General features: G+C 47.2%; 17 protein-coding genes. 15 read left to right on the top strand and 2 right to left on the bottom strand.

Annotated features, from left to right (window positions below):
- Positions 1-19: 19 nt before the first annotated feature.
- From mreD to ABC831_RS15035, 9 genes are all read left to right on the top strand, one after another.
- The gene (mreD, locus tag ABC831_RS14995; RefSeq protein WP_343248916.1) at positions 20-538 is read left to right on the top strand and encodes a rod shape-determining protein MreD; all 519 of its coding nucleotides are present in this window, start codon (positions 20-22) and stop codon (positions 536-538) included.
- The gene (locus ABC831_RS15000; RefSeq protein ID WP_343248917.1) at positions 531-3,389 is read left to right on the top strand and encodes a penicillin-binding transpeptidase domain-containing protein; all 2,859 of its coding nucleotides are present in this window, start codon (positions 531-533) and stop codon (positions 3,387-3,389) included. The genes mreD and ABC831_RS15000 overlap by 8 nt, the downstream gene beginning before the upstream one ends.
- An 11-nt stretch (positions 3,390-3,400) precedes the next feature.
- A complete protein-coding gene (gene minC, locus ABC831_RS15005; protein WP_343248918.1) occupies positions 3,401-4,066 on the top strand; it encodes a septum site-determining protein MinC in 666 nt (221 codons plus the stop codon).
- Between the two features lie 21 nt (positions 4,067-4,087).
- Complete coding sequence (gene minD, locus ABC831_RS15010; RefSeq protein ID WP_158354903.1) at positions 4,088-4,876, top strand: septum site-determining protein MinD; 789 nt, start codon at positions 4,088-4,090, stop codon at positions 4,874-4,876.
- A gap of 19 nt (positions 4,877-4,895) precedes the next feature.
- A complete protein-coding gene (gene minE / locus ABC831_RS15015) occupies positions 4,896-5,171 on the top strand; it encodes a cell division topological specificity factor MinE (RefSeq protein ID WP_158354905.1) in 276 nt (91 codons plus the stop codon).
- Between the two features lie 11 nt (positions 5,172-5,182).
- Entirely contained in the window at positions 5,183-6,286 is a 1,104-nt protein-coding gene (locus ABC831_RS15020) for an FtsW/RodA/SpoVE family cell cycle protein (RefSeq protein ID WP_343248919.1), read from the top strand.
- Between the two features lie 18 nt (positions 6,287-6,304).
- Positions 6,305-6,700 carry a methylglyoxal synthase gene (locus ABC831_RS15025; protein ID WP_158344356.1) on the top strand — a complete coding sequence of 132 codons (396 nt, stop codon included), beginning with the start codon at positions 6,305-6,307 and terminating at the stop codon, positions 6,698-6,700.
- 31 nt (positions 6,701-6,731) lie between these two features.
- Positions 6,732-7,661, top strand: a complete 930-nt coding sequence (locus ABC831_RS15030; protein WP_343248920.1) for a D-alanyl-D-alanine carboxypeptidase family protein — start codon at positions 6,732-6,734, stop codon at positions 7,659-7,661.
- A 103-nt stretch (positions 7,662-7,764) separates the two neighbouring features.
- Complete coding sequence (locus tag ABC831_RS15035) at positions 7,765-8,184, top strand: twitching motility protein PilT (RefSeq protein ID WP_343248921.1); 420 nt, start codon at positions 7,765-7,767, stop codon at positions 8,182-8,184.
- Between the two features lie 157 nt (positions 8,185-8,341).
- Here ABC831_RS15035 and ABC831_RS15040 read toward each other — a convergent pair whose 3' ends face one another.
- A complete protein-coding gene (locus ABC831_RS15040) occupies positions 8,342-8,929 on the bottom strand; it encodes a DUF1349 domain-containing protein (protein WP_343248922.1) in 588 nt (195 codons plus the stop codon).
- Positions 8,930-9,124: 195 nt separating this feature from the next.
- The gene (locus ABC831_RS15045; protein ID WP_343248923.1) at positions 9,125-9,346 is read right to left on the bottom strand and encodes a DUF378 domain-containing protein; all 222 of its coding nucleotides are present in this window, start codon (positions 9,344-9,346) and stop codon (positions 9,125-9,127) included.
- A 229-nt stretch (positions 9,347-9,575) separates the two neighbouring features.
- On the opposite strand from ABC831_RS15045, the gene ABC831_RS15050 reads away from it, so the two are divergent.
- The 6 genes from ABC831_RS15050 to ABC831_RS15075 all read left to right on the top strand — a co-directional run bounded on the left by ABC831_RS15050 (position 9,576) and on the right by ABC831_RS15075 (position 15,024).
- On the top strand, positions 9,576-10,856 hold the full coding sequence (locus ABC831_RS15050) for a biotin/lipoyl attachment domain-containing protein (protein ID WP_484840527.1): 1,281 nt from the start codon (positions 9,576-9,578) through the stop codon (positions 10,854-10,856).
- Between the two features lie 63 nt (positions 10,857-10,919).
- Positions 10,920-11,624, top strand: coding sequence for a YggS family pyridoxal phosphate-dependent enzyme (locus ABC831_RS15055; protein WP_343248925.1), 705 nt, complete (start codon positions 10,920-10,922; stop codon positions 11,622-11,624).
- 74 nt (positions 11,625-11,698) lie between these two features.
- On the top strand, positions 11,699-12,226 hold the full coding sequence (locus ABC831_RS15060; RefSeq protein WP_343248926.1) for a cell division protein SepF: 528 nt from the start codon (positions 11,699-11,701) through the stop codon (positions 12,224-12,226).
- A 246-nt stretch (positions 12,227-12,472) separates the two neighbouring features.
- A complete protein-coding gene (aroB, locus tag ABC831_RS15065) occupies positions 12,473-13,582 on the top strand; it encodes a 3-dehydroquinate synthase (protein ID WP_343248927.1) in 1,110 nt (369 codons plus the stop codon).
- Between the two features lie 46 nt (positions 13,583-13,628).
- Positions 13,629-14,129 carry a signal peptidase II gene (lspA, locus tag ABC831_RS15070; protein WP_343248928.1) on the top strand — a complete coding sequence of 167 codons (501 nt, stop codon included), beginning with the start codon at positions 13,629-13,631 and terminating at the stop codon, positions 14,127-14,129.
- A complete protein-coding gene (locus ABC831_RS15075) occupies positions 14,116-15,024 on the top strand; it encodes an RluA family pseudouridine synthase (RefSeq protein ID WP_343248929.1) in 909 nt (302 codons plus the stop codon). Before lspA ends, ABC831_RS15075 begins: the two co-directional genes overlap by 14 nt.
- The last annotated feature ends 144 nt before the right edge of the window (positions 15,025-15,168 follow it).

The raw sequence follows: 15,168 nt of genomic DNA on the forward strand, positions 1-15,168 counted from the left end.
AAAGGAGGACATCAGGCAAGTGAAGAGAACTTTTGTGGTCACCGTATTGATCATTGTATGCTATGTGCTGCAGTGTACGCTGTTCCAGAGTCTGGCTCTGGCAAGTATTTCTCCGAATCTGCTGATTGTCGTTACTTCCTCCTTTGGTTTTATGAGAGGCAAAAAGGAAGGGCTGATCATCGGCTTTTTCTGCGGCTTTTTGATAGATATTTTTTACGGAGACATTTTGGGCTTCTACGCACTGATGTATATGCTGATCGGGTATGGAAACGGATTCTTCCACAAGATCTTTTTCGACGAGGATGTGAAGCTGCCCATGATCCTGATCACTTTAAGCGAGATTATATTCAGCTTTGTGATTTATTTCTTTTTGTTTTTGCTGCGCAACAGGCTGGACTTTCCGTATTACCTGGTCCACGTGATCATACCGGAGGTGGTGTACACCGTGGTGGTTACCGTGATCCTGTACCGGATTATTCTGTGGATCAACCGGAAGCTGGAGGCGGCCGAGAAAAGGAGTGCAAACAAATTTGTTTAGAGAGTTACTAAGAGATATCAGGGATTATATCCTGGGCGTTGTAAAATCCAGAGAGTTTGTCATGGTTATCGTCTTTCTCGCGCTGGCGGCCTTATTGATTCAGAGGCTGTTTGTACTTCAGATCGTGAATGGAGAGGATTATTTAAATACGTTTACGCTGAAAATAAAAAAAGAGCGGGTTTTAAACGGCACCAGAGGTAATATTTACGACAGTAAGGGGAATCTGCTGGCTTATAACGAGCTGGCTTATTCTGTTACCATAGAAGACAACGGGGAATATGACAGCATTTCAAAAAAGAATCAGGAGCTCAACCATATTATCGATCAGGTAATACAGATCGTGGAGGGCAACGGCGATACCATGATCAGCGATTTCCAGATCGTGCTGGACAGTAACGATAACTATATCTTCTCGGTGGAGGGCACTTCCCTGATGCGCTTCCGCGCCGATGTGTATGGGAAGAAGACCATAGATGATCTGGAACCTGATCAGAAAAATGCGTCTGCCGACACGATTATGGCGCGTCTGTGCGCGGATAATAAGACGGGATACGGTATCTCCCCTGATTTTACAAAAGAAGAGATACTGAAAATAGCCAGCGTGCGGTTTGCCATGGCCGGCAACAGTTATCAGAAATATATGGCTACCACGATCGCGACGGATGTCAGCGACGAAACCGTGGCGGTTATCATGGAAAACAGCGATAAGCTGCAGGGGGTACAGATCGAGAAAGGGTTTCTCCGCAGATATAACGACAGCCTGTACTTTTCCCATATTATCGGTTATACCGGCAAAGCGTCCCAGGAAGAGCTGGATGAGCTGAAGAAGCAGGATGACAGCTATGCCCTGAATGATATCATCGGAAAATCCGGAATCGAACAGTATATGGAGACCGACTTGCAGGGGAAAAAGGGGATGGAAAAGTTCTATGTGGACAACCTGGGGAAGGTTCTCGAAGTATCCGAGCGGACCGAGCCCGAGGCGGGCAATGATCTGTACCTGACCATCGACCGGGATCTGCAGATAGCGGTCTACGACATTATCGAACAGAAGCTGGCGGGGATTCTGATATCCAAGATCCGGAATATCAAAGAGTACACTCCCTCCTCCAACAGCGGAGCCGGAGATATCGTCATTCCCATCGACGACGTATATTACGCATTTTTCAAACACAGAGTACTGGATACCGGGCACTTCGCCAAGCCGGAAGCTAAGGAGACGGAAAGCGCGGTGTATGATAAATTCGTCGGAAGCCAGCAAAGCGTGTTAAGCCGGATCCGGTCCGAACTTACCGCCGCTTCCCCGACCGCTTACCGGGCGCTGCCAAAGGATATGCAGTCCTATATGAGTTATATCGTCAATACCTTCCTGACGGATAATGAGATATTGATCTCCAAGGCTGTGGATACCAAAGATCCCACTTATATCGCTTGGAAAACGGACGAAACCATCGGACTTAAGGAATATCTGGAGTATGCGATTTCCAAAGAGTGGATCGATATTTCCAATATATCTGTTGAAGATAAATATCTGGATTCCGCCCAGATCTATGACGCGCTGGTGGATTATATCATCACCTCCCTGGAAAATGAGGAAGGGTTCAGTTCTCTCATTTATAAATACATGATCCGCGATAATTCCCTTAGCGGGAAAGAAGTTTGTATGTTATTATATGAGCAGGGCATTCTTCCGGCCGACGACGAGGACAAAGCGGCGGTTGAGAGCGGCCAGATGTCCGCTTACCAGTTTATGATGAAAAAGATCTCGAATCTCCAGATAACGCCGGGCCAGCTGGGCCTGGACCCGTGCTCCGGCTCCGCGGTGATTACCGATGTGAATACCGGACAGGTTCTGGCCAGCGTATCCTATCCGGGCTACGATAATAACCGGCTGGCGAATTCCATGGATTCGGCGTACTTCCAGAAGCTGCAGTCGGATAAAGAGGCGGCCCCTATGTATAACAGGGCTACCCAGGAGCGTACGGCTCCCGGTTCTACCTTTAAGATGTTATCTGCAGTTGCGGGACTCTCCGAACAGGTGATTTCTACAACTGCCACTATACAAGATTTGGGTGTTTATGATAAAATAACACCATCACCGAAATGCTGGCTCTATAACCGCTCCCATGGAACTCACGGCGCGGAGAACGTGTCAACGGCGCTTCGGGATTCCTGTAACTACTTTTTCTACGAAGTGGGATACCGGCTGGGGACTGTCAATGGCACCTATAAGAGCGAATACGGACTGGAACGCCTGAAAAAATATGCGGCGATGTTCGGCCTGACCTCCAAGTCCGGGATCGAGATTCCGGAATCGGAGCCGCAGTTTTCCGAGGAGGATGCGGTGCGTTCCGCGATCGGACAGGGTTCCCATGCCTATACGACTTCCGAACTGAACCGCTATGTGATGACGGTAGCCAACTCCGGTAATTGTTATGAGCTGACACTTTTAGATAAAGTGACCAGTCCATCCGGAGAAACCATAAAAACTTTTGGGACCAAGGAAGGCAATCAGGTGGATCTTCCGGATACGATCTGGAATGCAGTCCACGAAGGTATGCGTATGGTAGTAGAGAAAACCTCGGCTTTTGACGGATTGACCGTGCAGGCCGCAGGTAAGACCGGTACGGCACAGCAGACCACCAGCAGGCCGGACCATGCGCTGTTTGTAGGGTATGCGCCCTATGAGCAGCCCGAGATCGCCATCGCGACCCGGATCGCTAACGGCTATACATCCGCGAATACCGCGGAAGTCACTAGAGATATTGTAAAATACTATTTTAAACTGGCAAGCGCGGAAGAGATCATAAGCGGTACTGCCACAGAAACACAAACAGTAACAGGAGACTAGGGGGATTAGCAATGAATCAGCCTGTAATCATCAAAAGCAATCGGTACGGTATTATCGTGATCCTGGACCGGGACATGCCTTTCCCGGAACTGCTGGACAAGATTGCTGAAAAGTTCCGTGACTCAGCCAAATTTTTTAAAGATGCGCAGATGGCTGTCAGCTTTGAAGGAAGAAAATTATCGGAAGAAGAGATAGGGCAGGCATTGGAAGCGATCAGTGAGAATTCCGATATCAAGATTCTGTGTGTGGTAGACACGGATCTGCAGAAAGAACAGGAATTCAAAAAATCACTGGATGAAAAATTGAATGAAATTTCCGCCCATGACGGACAATTTTATAAAGGCACTTTAAGATCCGGCCAGGTGCTGGAGTCTGAGACAAGCATCGTAATCCTGGGGGATGTAAACCCCGGGGCGAAGGTGATTGCCAAAGGCAACATCGTTATTCTGGGGGCATTTAAGGGGAATGCCTATGCGGGAGCAAATGGAAATCCAAACGCCTTTGTGGCGGCCTTATCCATGCATCCTATGCAGATCAGGATCGGCGACGTGATCGCGCGATGCCCGGATGAATCACATAAGAAGAGCGATAATGAGCCGAAAATCTCCTATGTGGAGGACGGCAATATCTATATCGAGCCAATTACCAAAGAATCCATCGGAGAACTAAATTTATAAAAACATTTGGAGGGAATCAGCATGAGTGAAGTAATTGTAGTAACATCAGGCAAAGGCGGCGTCGGGAAGACGACAACTACGGCCAACGTGGGGACAGGCCTTGCCAAATTGGATAAAAAGGTGGTTTTGATCGATACGGATATAGGACTTCGGAACCTGGATGTGGTTATGGGCCTGGAGAACAGAATTGTCTATAATCTGGTTGATGTCATAGAGGGAAACTGCCGGATTAAACAGGCTTTAATCAAGGATAAAAGATATCCCAACCTTCATCTGCTGCCGTCCGCGCAGACCAGAGACAAAACTTCTGTCACCCCTGAGCAGATGAAAAAACTGACCGACGAATTAAGGGAAGAATTTGACTACATACTTCTGGACTGCCCCGCGGGAATCGAGCAGGGATTCAAAAACGCCATCGCAGGAGCGGACCGGGCACTGATCGTGACGACTCCGGAAGTATCTGCGATCCGGGATGCGGACCGTATCATTGGACTGCTGGAGGCCAATGGATTAAAGAAGATCGAGCTGATCGTCAACAGAATCCGTATGGATATGGTAAAACGGGGAGATATGATGTCCATTGACGACGTGGTGGATATCCTGGCAATTAATCTGATCGGTGCGGTCCCGGATGACGAGAACATCGTCGTCGCCACAAACCAGGGCGAACCGCTGGTGGGAAGCGACTCCATGGCCGGACAGGCATTTATGAATATCTGCAGGAGGGTAATAGGGGAAGACGTCCCGCTGATGGATTTGGCAGTCAGCAGCGGATTCTTTGCAAAACTGGCCGGTTTATTTAAAAAATGATCAGGGGGAGGATACAACAATGGGATTGTTAGATTTATTTAAAAAGAAAAATTCAGGAGACGTTGCAAAAGATCGTTTAAAACTGTTGTTAATCTCCGACCGGGCGAATTGTTCACCGGAAGTAATGGAAATGATAAAAAATGATATTATCCAGGTAATCACAAAATATATGGAAATAGACCCGGAAGGCCTGGATATTCAGATTACCCAGACGGAATCGGAAGGAAGCAACGGCAGTGTTCCGGCACTGTACGCAAACATTCCGATTAAAGACATGAAGAAAATGAATAAATAGCAGGAGTGTTTATGTTCAAACAATATCAGCTTAGAAACTATAACTTCAGATTGTTGTTTTATATTATTGTTGTCACCATAATGGGAATCCTGATCGTGGGCAGCGCCCAGGAATCGTCACAGGACAAGCAAATCTTCGGTATGGCGATCGGTATGGTCGCGCTGATCGTGTGTTCTCTGATCGATTATCATTTCCTTCTGAAGTTTCAGTGGCTGATGTATCTGCTGTGTGTGGCGCTGCTTGTGGCGGTACTCATATTCGGTAAAGAGGTGAATGGGGCTACCAGGTGGATCCTTATTTTTGGAATTCAGTTCCAGCCCTCAGAGCTGGCGAAAGTGTTGTTGATTTTGTTCTTTTCCAAGCTGTTTTCCGATTACCGGGAATATATCAATACGGTGCGCTTGATCGGCGCTTCCCTGATCCTGATCGGAATCCCGCTGTTCCTGGTTTATAAGGAACCGAACCTGTCGACCACGATTGCAATTACATTAATTTTCTGCAGCCTCTTGTATGTTGCCGGATTAAGTTATAAAATAATAGGTGGAGTACTGGCTGTAGTGCTTCCTCTTGTTATCATTTTTTTCAGTCTGATTGTTCAGCCGGATCAGCCGTTTTTCCATGATTATCAGCAGGAACGGGTGCTGGCGTGGCTGGAACCGGAGAAATATCCGGATATTGCATACCAGCAGTTGAATTCCAAGATGGCCATAGGGTCCGGTCAGCTGTACGGGAAAGGATTGGATACCAACGAGATCTCATCCGTCAAGAACGGTAATTTTATCGCGGAACCGCAGACGGACTTTATCTTCGCGGTGGCCGGTGAGGAATTGGGATTTATCGGTTGCTGTGCGATCATTATCTTATTGTTTTTAATTGTGTTAGAATGTATTTGGATGGGAAGGAAAGCCAGAGATCTGGAGGGGACCCTGATATGCTGTGGTATGGGAGCATTTATCGGGTTCCAGAGTTTTATCAACATCGGTGTAGCGACAGGACTGCTCCCCAACACGGGAATACCACTGCCATTTGTCAGTTATGGGCTGACTTCACTGGTAACTCTGTTCATCGGTATGGGGATCGTGCTGAATGTAGGGATGCAGCCCAAGAAATATTAGCATTAGGAGGAATCGTAAATGAATATCGGATTAATCGCGCATGACTCGAAGAAGAAACTAATGCAGAACTTTTGCATTGCTTATCGGGGGATTTTAAGCAAACATGAATTATATGCCACAGGGACGACCGGACGCCTGATCGAAGAAGTGACCAATCTGAACGTTCACAAGTACCTGGCGGGTCATTTGGGAGGAGAGCAGCAGCTGGGAGCACAGATCGAACATAACCAGATCGATCTGGTGATATTCCTTCGGGATCCGCTGGCGCCCAAAGCCCACGAACCGGATGTCAACAATGTGGTGCGGCTGTGTGATATGCATAATATCCCGCTGGCGACCAATCTGGCCAGTGCCGAATTACTGATCAAATCTCTGGACAGAGGAGACTTAGAGTGGCGTGAGATGTATAAATAAAAAGATCAGAGGGGTAAGTGCCGCACTTTTTATGACAGTCCTGTTATCCGGCTGCGGACAAAGTGCAGTGCTTACAAATGCTTATGATTTTGATAATCCGGCCTATGGCCCCAGTGCAGCAAGTGACGCAGGAGAGGTGCTGAAGCCCTTTGCTGCGGATTTGTGCGTTACAGCGGAAGATGTGGACGCGGATATCGATATGTCGCAGGCAGAGAGCGCGGGTCTGTTTAGTATCAACGGGCAGGATGTGCGGTATGCGAAAAATGTGCATGAAGTATTATATCCGGCCAGCATCACAAAGATCATGACTGCGCTGATCGCGCTGGAACAGGGAAATCTGGACGATGTGGTAACCGTCAGTGAGAACGCGGTGACCCTGGAAGCCGGAGCGCAGAAGAGCGGGATCAAGGCAGGGGACCAGATCGTTCTTCGGGATCTGCTGTACGGGATGATCATGTGGTCCGGTAACGATGCCGCAAAAGCGGTAGCGGAGCATATTGCAGGCAGCGAGGAGGAATTTGCCAACCGGATGAACCAGAGAGCCCGGGAACTGGGAGCTGTGGATACCCACTTTGTAAACGCCAGCGGTCTCCATGACGACAACCATTATTCCACCGTCTATGACCTCTATCTGATCTTCCAGAAAGTGACACAAAATGAAACCTTCCTGGATATGATGCAGACAAAGGAATATACGGCGACGGTAACATCTGCTGACGGCTCAACGAGAGAGATTAACTGGAAAAATACGAACCATTACCTCACCGGCGACACCACCGCCCCCGAAAACGTAGTCGTAATCGGCGGGAAAACAGGGACCACGGAGAAGGCCCAGTCCTGTCTGACCGTGCTGGCCCAGGACGCATCCGGGAATCCATATATTTCCACAATTCTCAAAGCGAAGGACAGAGACGCGTTATATGCGCAGATGAATAAATTGTTGAGTATAATTAATAATTAAGGTTGTATTTCTTTACCATTCAGACTATAATTAAGTATAAATAACAGATGTTTTTGGTAAATTTAACGAACAAGAACATCCCGGAAACAAGGAGGAGATTGCAATGGTACAGTTAATCGTAGGCAACAAAGGGAAAGGAAAGACAAAACATCTCTTGGATAAAGTAAATCAGGAGATCAAAGCCGCTTCCGGAAACATTGTATATCTGGATAAAAGTGTGAAGCACATGTATGAGTTAAATAACAAGATTCGTTTGATCGATGTTTCAGAATATCTGATTGAAAACAGTGATGAATTTGTTGGTTTTTTAAGCGGGATTATTTCCCAGGATCATGATCTTGAGCAGATGTATTTAGACAGCTTCTTAAAAATCGCCCGTTTGGAAGGGCAGGATATCTCTTCTGTAATCTCAAAAATAGAAAAGATCGGAGAAACCTTCGGTATTAAGTTTGTATTAAGTATCTCATTGGATGAGGACCAACTCCCTGAGTCAGTAAAACAGAACATCCTGGTTTCCCTGTAAACATACATAGGGAATAACTTTTAAGCTTCATAAAACTACAATTTGAATTTAAAGAAAGAAAAAATAGAATAAAAAAGGCATTCTGCGGCAGATTGACTGCACGGGAATGCCTTTTTTATTTCATAGGGAAGGAACAGCCCAAACCTTCGGAGGAACCTTATTGATGTGCAGGCCATTTACAGTCTGAAAGCTCTATTTCACTAAATGATGCTGAAAATGAAGAGGCCTCCGGGCTGCATGCATATATTCCGAAGTGTACGTTCTTTGTGCCCTTGAACAGATGGAAGATACGCATTTGGCGGTATTGCTGGCCGTCCATGGAGCACTCAATACAAAAATCACTTTCACGGCGGCTGAGACGATAGCAGACTGTTTTTATTTCCGCAGAGATATCTGTGGTCGCCCAGTCCGAGTATCCCAGATTCGTTACTACACTTCCCAGCCTTTGGAATTGTTCATTCTCATACTCTACGGATGCTTTACACCAATTTTCACTGTCTTCATAAACTGCGATACCGCACTGATCAAACCTGTGCTGGCTCTCAAAATCAGTCCGGACCGTAAACGAAAAATACTGCTCGCCGGTCTCATACAAAAGGGCAGGTGCATTGTCGTTTTGGAAGCCATAATACGTCCTCTGCCAGAAATCCGTAAACGGATCTGTTTGAATCCTGATCCGGTCTCCCGCGATCTCATATGATTTTGGTTCATGAATCCATTTCATATCTTTGATATCAAATTCCATAAGGTACCTCCTGAATTGACTTTTGGTTAAGCCTACTATTAATTTAACATTCCTGTGACGATATGGCAATGGACAGTCAGCAACTAATCCCGAACCAAAACAGAAAACAGAGGGAACGGGGCGAATCCATACCGGACACCGCCCTATTCCCTCTGTTTTTGAATCTTTAGCCCCAGCCCGGAGCAGCTTCACCCCTTAGTTACTATGAGCATGGCCCAAATCAGTAACACGACCATAGATGCTGATCATATATAAACCGCAGATACCTACGAGTCCATATACGATTCTGGATAGCCAGGTCATATTCCCGAAGAGAAAAGCAACAAGGTCAAATCCGAAGAAGCCGATTAAGCCCCAGTTGACTGCTCCGATGATAACAATAGTGAGAACCGTATAGTCAATACCTTTAGAACCCATAATATCATACCTCCTTTTCAGTCTGATTCTATTATTGGCTGAATTACAAGAAGTTATACACAAAAGAGGGAAAAAGTGGTATAATCGAAAAAGCGACGAAAGGATCGGAGGTTATAAGTTGTCAGGCAGCAAGAATAAAAAGGTTACGAAGTACCGGAAACCTTTTCACATAAATATTGGAGTTATTATATTTGCAGCGATTTTTATTTATTTAGTGATTTGCGTCTATATGTATGCCACGCGTGTACGTATCTCACCTTATGAGGTAAAAGCTGGAAGTCTGGCTGAAGATAACACCTATACAGGCCTCATTCTGCGCCAGGAAACTGTGGTCAATGCAGAGCAGTCCGGGTATGTCAACTATTACGCAAGAGAAAAGGAAAAAGTAGCCAACGGAACAGTTGTCTATTCCATAGATGAAAGCGGAAAGGCCATGGAAGCCCTGGCGGAATCCGCCAAGGAAGAAAATATCCTTTCAGGTGATAATCTGAAAACCATAAAGTCGGAAATCCAGAATTTCAGCAATAGTTTCGCTGATTCGGATTTTACCAGCGTCTATGATTTTAAATACAGCCTCGAGGGGGATATTATAGAATTAATGAATACAGCCATGCTGACGGATCTGAGTGATATCGCTTCGCAGGCCGGAGGAATGTTCAACACTTATTCCGCATCCGAGCCTGGGGTCGTGGTCTATAATGTAGATCAGCTGGAAGGGGTTACGGCTGATGTAGTGACTGCGGATATGTTCAACGAGGCAAATTATAAAAAGACGAATCTTCGTACCAATGAGATCGTGAACCCGGGTGACCCAGCATATAAATTGATTACCGGTGAGGACTGGTCTGTGGTGATCCAGATGGAGGAAGACCAGGTGCGCCGAATGCAGGACATGCAGTATGTGCAGGTCCGGTTCCTGGATGATAATACAAAGGCCTGGGCTTCTTTCAGTATGTCCAGCAGGGATGGGAATACCTATGGGAAATTGGAATTCAGGAATTCTATGATCCGCTATGCTGATAAACGGTATCTGAATATAGAGCTGATGCTGGATCAGACAAAGGGGCTGAAGATACCGACGAGTTCACTGGTCGATAAGGATTTTTATTTGATCCCTCTGGATTATCTGACTGTTGGAGGGAACAGCAGCCAGGAAGGTTTTATGCTGGAGACCTACGACGAGAATGGACAGGCGTCTATGGAAATGATTTATCCCACGGTTTATTCGGTCTCTGAGACGGAGGCCTATGTGGATACGGTGGAATTCCATCTGGGGGATTATGTGATCAAACCGGAATCCCAGGAACGCTATCAGATTGGGAAAAAAGCCACATTAAAAGGCGTTTATAATATCAACAAGGGCTATGCGGTATTCCGTCAGGTCAATATCCTGTATCAGAATGAAGAATATTGTATTGTGGAAGAGGGAACCAAATATGGTCTGTCTATCTATGACCATATCGCATTGGATGGTTCCGCGGTGAAAGAAGATGATATTATTTACCAGTAGGTAATAACTCTGCCTGGACAGATAGAAAACGGACAGATTAACAGTAAAAAGGAGATGGATTCCATGGTAAAAGAGAATCTGGCAGAAGTAGAAACACGCATAGTCCAGGCCTGTGAAAGGGCCGGACGGAAACGGGAAGAAGTTACACTCATAGCCGTCAGTAAGACAAAACCGGTATCTATGATGGAAGAGGCCATCGGGGCCGGAATCGTGGATTTTGGAGAGAATAAAGTGCAGGAAATCGTGGACAAATACGAAGTTCTCCCGCGAAATCTGAACTGGCATATGATCGGACACCTGCAGAGAAATAAAGTAAAATACATTGTAGACAAAGTCTGCATGATCCACTCGGTGGATTCCCTGAAGCTGGCCGAGACGATCAGTGAACTGGCGGTAAAGAAGAATGTGGAGGTGCCGGTGCTGATCGAGGTAAATATGGCGGGGGAAGATTCCAAGTTCGGCGTCACGCCGGAGGCTGCGCCTGCGCTGGTGGAAGCCGCCGCTAAGCTTCCGGGTATCCGGATCAGCGGGCTGATGACCATTGCCCCGTTTGTGGAAAACCCCGAAGATAACCGGATTCATTTCCGTAATTTAAGGAAATTATCTGTTGACATAACAGGGAAAAACATTGATAATGTATCTATGAGTGCCTTGTCGATGGGAATGACAGGTGACTATGAGGTAGCAATCGAAGAGGGGGCTACGATGGTACGGGTCGGCACAGGTATTTTTGGTGCCAGAAACTATACCATTCCCGGCAACCGGTAATACATGCCCTGCGGGTATGCCGTGCGGTTGATTACCGCATGGGGACGAATAGTATATAGATAGGAGAGTTAGTCATGGGCGTTTTGGACAAGTTTTTGGATGCTATGAAGCTGAATGATGATGACGATTTTGATGACGATTTCTTCGATGATGAAGATTTTGACGATACACCAAAGAAAAGAAAATTTAAGAAAACCGATATAGACGATGATGACGATTTTATGGAGGAGAAGCCTGCAAAGGTAAAACCCATGAAGCAGCAGGCAAGCAGTAAGGTAACCCCGATGCGCCAGCCCAGGAGGACAGGAAGCGGTATGGAAGTCTGTGTGATTAAGCCCACTTCTTTTGAGGATACCAGAGAGATTACGGAGACCCTTCTGTCTGAACGGACCGTAGTACTGAATATGGAGGGGCTGGATATGGAGCTGGCACAGCGGATCATTGATTTTACCTCCGGTTCCTGTTTTGCCATCAACGGTAATCTGCAAAAGATCTCCAGTTTCATTTTCATTGTAACTCCGTCCAGCGTGGATATTTCCGGTGATCTTCAGGATATATTAAACGGTGCGTTTGATGTGCCGGCTATCCAGACAGATTTCTAAAGCAGCCGGGGCAGGACAAGCAGGGCAAGAGATACCAACTAAGAGACAGGAATTACATATTTTACATAGCCGGGACGGGAGATTACATCCGAAGGGATGAGATGGTCCGGCGGCTATGCTTGTGCAGAGCGTCAGTAAGAAGCTTTTACTCCTGATGCTCTTTCTTTTGAGAAGTTATGGCATCGTTTAAGTCGTATTCTGTGAAATTACCGAGCGTGGATTGAAACAAATATACTGGAGGAAAAAATGTCCGAGAGATTACCGGTAAAAAAAGATGGAAACAAGTGTTATGATATCCTATTGGAACAGGATTTTCAGGCGCTGCCGGCTGCGCTGAAGGAAACCGGTATCATCCGGAAAAAAGTATGTATAGTCACCGACAGCCATGTGGCCCCTCTCTATTCAGATCAGCTGAAAGAATATCTGATTCCGATCGAGGAGTCTGTAACCGAGTTTGTATTTGAGGCAGGGGAAGCCAGCAAGACGCTGGCCACAGTGCAGAAACTCTATGAGCATCTGATTCAGAATCATTTCGAGAGAAAAGATATCCTTATCGCTCTCGGAGGCGGTGTGGTGGGGGATTTAACCGGTTTTGCCGCCGCTACCTATCTGCGGGGAGTGGACTTTATCCAGATTCCGACCACATTACTGTCCCAGGTGGATTCCAGTATCGGCGGAAAGACAGGTGTGGATTTTGACTGTTATAAAAACATGGTGGGTGCTTTTCATATGCCGAAGCTGGTTTACATCAACTTACACACCCTGGACACCCTGGACGACAGACAGTTTGCTTCCGGAATGGGGGAAGTACTCAAACATGGCCTGATTCGGAATGCTTCCTATTATGAATGGATTCTGGGGAACCTTTATGAAATCGAGGAAAAGGAACCGGAAGTACTGCAGCACCTGGTATCCGAAAGCTGCAAAATAAAGAGAGCGGTAGTGGAAAAAGATCCGACGGAACAGGGAGACCGTGCCCTGCTAAATTTCGGCCACACCATTGGCCACGCCATAGAAAAATTAAAAGATTTTACGATGCTTCACGGGGAATGTGTCGCTTTGGGCTGCGTAGCCGCCGCCTATATCTCCTGGCAGCGGGGCAGTCTCTTAGAGGAGGAATTCTTCGAGATCCGCGATATGTTTGTAGGTTTTGGGCTTCCTATTTCTTTCACCGGCCTGAATACAGAAGATATCATCGATACCAGCAGATCCGACAAGAAGATGTCCGGCGGCCAGGTGAAATTTATCCTGCTCAAGGGGATCGGAAAAGCTGTAATTGACAAAACCGTAACGGAACAGGAAATGAAAGAAGCCATAGATTATATATCCGTAAAAAGCGAGGACCTAAATGACTAGCGAAAAGAAGAGAAAACGTAACAGCTGTATATGCGGGATAATAGGCATGATTGCCCTGATCCTCTTGGATCAGTGGACGAAGCTGCTGGCAGTGCGCCATCTGAAGGATGGTTCTTACCCGCTCATCGACGGTGTATTCCGTCTGCAGTACCTGGAAAACAGAGGCGCGGCATTCGGCATGCTGCAGGGCCATCAGTGGCTGTTCGCCGTAATGGCGGTGATCATCGTGGGCGTGTTTGGTTATGCCTATTACCGCCTGCCCTATCAGCGGAGGTTCCGGATTCTGCGCATCGTCCTTTGTTTCCTGTTGGCGGGGGCGCTGGGGAATCTGATTGACCGGCTGACCAGAAACTTTGTGGTTGATTTTTTCTACATTGAACTTATCAATTTCCCGATTTTCAATGTGGCCGACTGTTATGTAACCATTTCCGCAGCCATGCTGATTCTACTCTATCTGTTTTACTACAAAGACGGAGACTTTGAGAACCTGATCCCTAAGAAATACCGATCCCAAAAGGAGTCCAAGACAGACAATGACCAAATATGAATTCCAGGTGTCTGATCCGCAGTCCGGCCAGCGAATAGACAAATATCTCTCATCCATGATGGGAGATTTCTCACGTGCTTATCTGCAAAAAATGCTAAAAGACGGGCAAATCACCATCAACGGCCAGCCGGCCCGGCCCAGCAGTAAAACTGCCGCTGAAGACAAAATAGAAGTCCTGGTACCCGACCTTGCAGAACCGGATATCCAGCCGGAGGACATTCCCCTGGACATCCTGTACGAGGACAGCGACCTGATCCTGGTCAACAAACCCAAGGGCATGGTGGTGCACCCGGCGGCCGGTCATTCCGGCGGTACTCTGGTTAACGCCCTTATGTTCCACTGCAAAGGCCAGCTGTCCGGAATCAACGGAATCACCCGGCCCGGTATTGTCCACCGGATCGACCGTGACACCACCGGCGTCCTGGTCGTCTGCAAAAATGACAATGCCCATAATAGCCTGGCAGGCCAGCTCAAGGACCATTCCATCACCCGGCGCTACCGCGCCATTGTGCATGGAGTCCTGCGAGAAGATGGTATCATAAACGCCCCGATCGGGCGGCATCCCATCGACCGCAAAAAAATGGCAGTCAATCCAAAAAACGGAAAGGAAGCTGTCACGCATTATCACATTCTGGAGACTCTGCGCGGCTTTACTTACATTGAATGTGAACTGGAGACCGGCAGAACCCATCAGATCCGTGTCCACATGGCCAGCATCGGCCATCCGCTATTAGGAGACGAAGTATACGGCCCCTCCAAATGCCCCGTAAAAGGCCTGCAAGGCCAAACCCTGCATGCCATGGTGCTGGGGTTTATCCATCCCGCCACCGGGGAGTATGTAGAATTCACCGCTCCGCTTCCCTCTTACTTCTCCGACCTGCTAACCATCCTGTGAAGCCCCTGAGTTACTATTCACGGCTAACTTTGGTAAATGGGGATTTAGAGAGGGGACTGGCACTTTTCGGTAGGAAAGCTAAATTTTCAAGTAACTGCGTGGAGAAAAGGGCCTGTCCCCGGATGTTGACTGTAATGGTCCATC

The sequence above is a fragment of the Diplocloster hominis genome, assembly GCF_032380655.1.
GTDB lineage: Bacteria > Bacillota > Clostridia > Lachnospirales > Lachnospiraceae > Diplocloster > Diplocloster hominis.

Excerpts from the sequence above, each read along its gene's own strand:
- minC (WP_343248918.1), top strand. The coding sequence starts at position 3,401 with ATGAATCAGCCTGTAATCATCAAAAGCAATCGGTACGGTATTATCGTG.
- minD (WP_158354903.1), top strand. The coding sequence starts at position 4,088 with ATGAGTGAAGTAATTGTAGTAACATCAGGCAAAGGCGGCGTCGGGAAG.
- minE (WP_158354905.1), top strand. The coding sequence starts at position 4,896 with ATGGGATTGTTAGATTTATTTAAAAAGAAAAATTCAGGAGACGTTGCA.
- ABC831_RS15020 (WP_343248919.1), top strand. The coding sequence starts at position 5,183 with ATGTTCAAACAATATCAGCTTAGAAACTATAACTTCAGATTGTTGTTT.
- ABC831_RS15025 (WP_158344356.1), top strand. The coding sequence starts at position 6,305 with ATGAATATCGGATTAATCGCGCATGACTCGAAGAAGAAACTAATGCAG.
- ABC831_RS15030 (WP_343248920.1), top strand. The coding sequence starts at position 6,732 with ATGACAGTCCTGTTATCCGGCTGCGGACAAAGTGCAGTGCTTACAAAT.
- ABC831_RS15035 (WP_343248921.1), top strand. The coding sequence starts at position 7,765 with ATGGTACAGTTAATCGTAGGCAACAAAGGGAAAGGAAAGACAAAACAT.
- ABC831_RS15040 (WP_343248922.1), bottom strand. The coding sequence starts at position 8,929 with ATGGAATTTGATATCAAAGATATGAAATGGATTCATGAACCAAAATCA.
- ABC831_RS15045 (WP_343248923.1), bottom strand. The coding sequence starts at position 9,346 with ATGGGTTCTAAAGGTATTGACTATACGGTTCTCACTATTGTTATCATC.
- ABC831_RS15050 (WP_484840527.1), top strand. The coding sequence starts at position 9,576 with ATGTATGCCACGCGTGTACGTATCTCACCTTATGAGGTAAAAGCTGGA.
- ABC831_RS15055 (WP_343248925.1), top strand. The coding sequence starts at position 10,920 with ATGGTAAAAGAGAATCTGGCAGAAGTAGAAACACGCATAGTCCAGGCC.
- ABC831_RS15060 (WP_343248926.1), top strand. The coding sequence starts at position 11,699 with ATGGGCGTTTTGGACAAGTTTTTGGATGCTATGAAGCTGAATGATGAT.
- aroB (WP_343248927.1), top strand. The coding sequence starts at position 12,473 with ATGTCCGAGAGATTACCGGTAAAAAAAGATGGAAACAAGTGTTATGAT.
- lspA (WP_343248928.1), top strand. The coding sequence starts at position 13,629 with ATGATTGCCCTGATCCTCTTGGATCAGTGGACGAAGCTGCTGGCAGTG.
- ABC831_RS15075 (WP_343248929.1), top strand. The coding sequence starts at position 14,116 with ATGACCAAATATGAATTCCAGGTGTCTGATCCGCAGTCCGGCCAGCGA.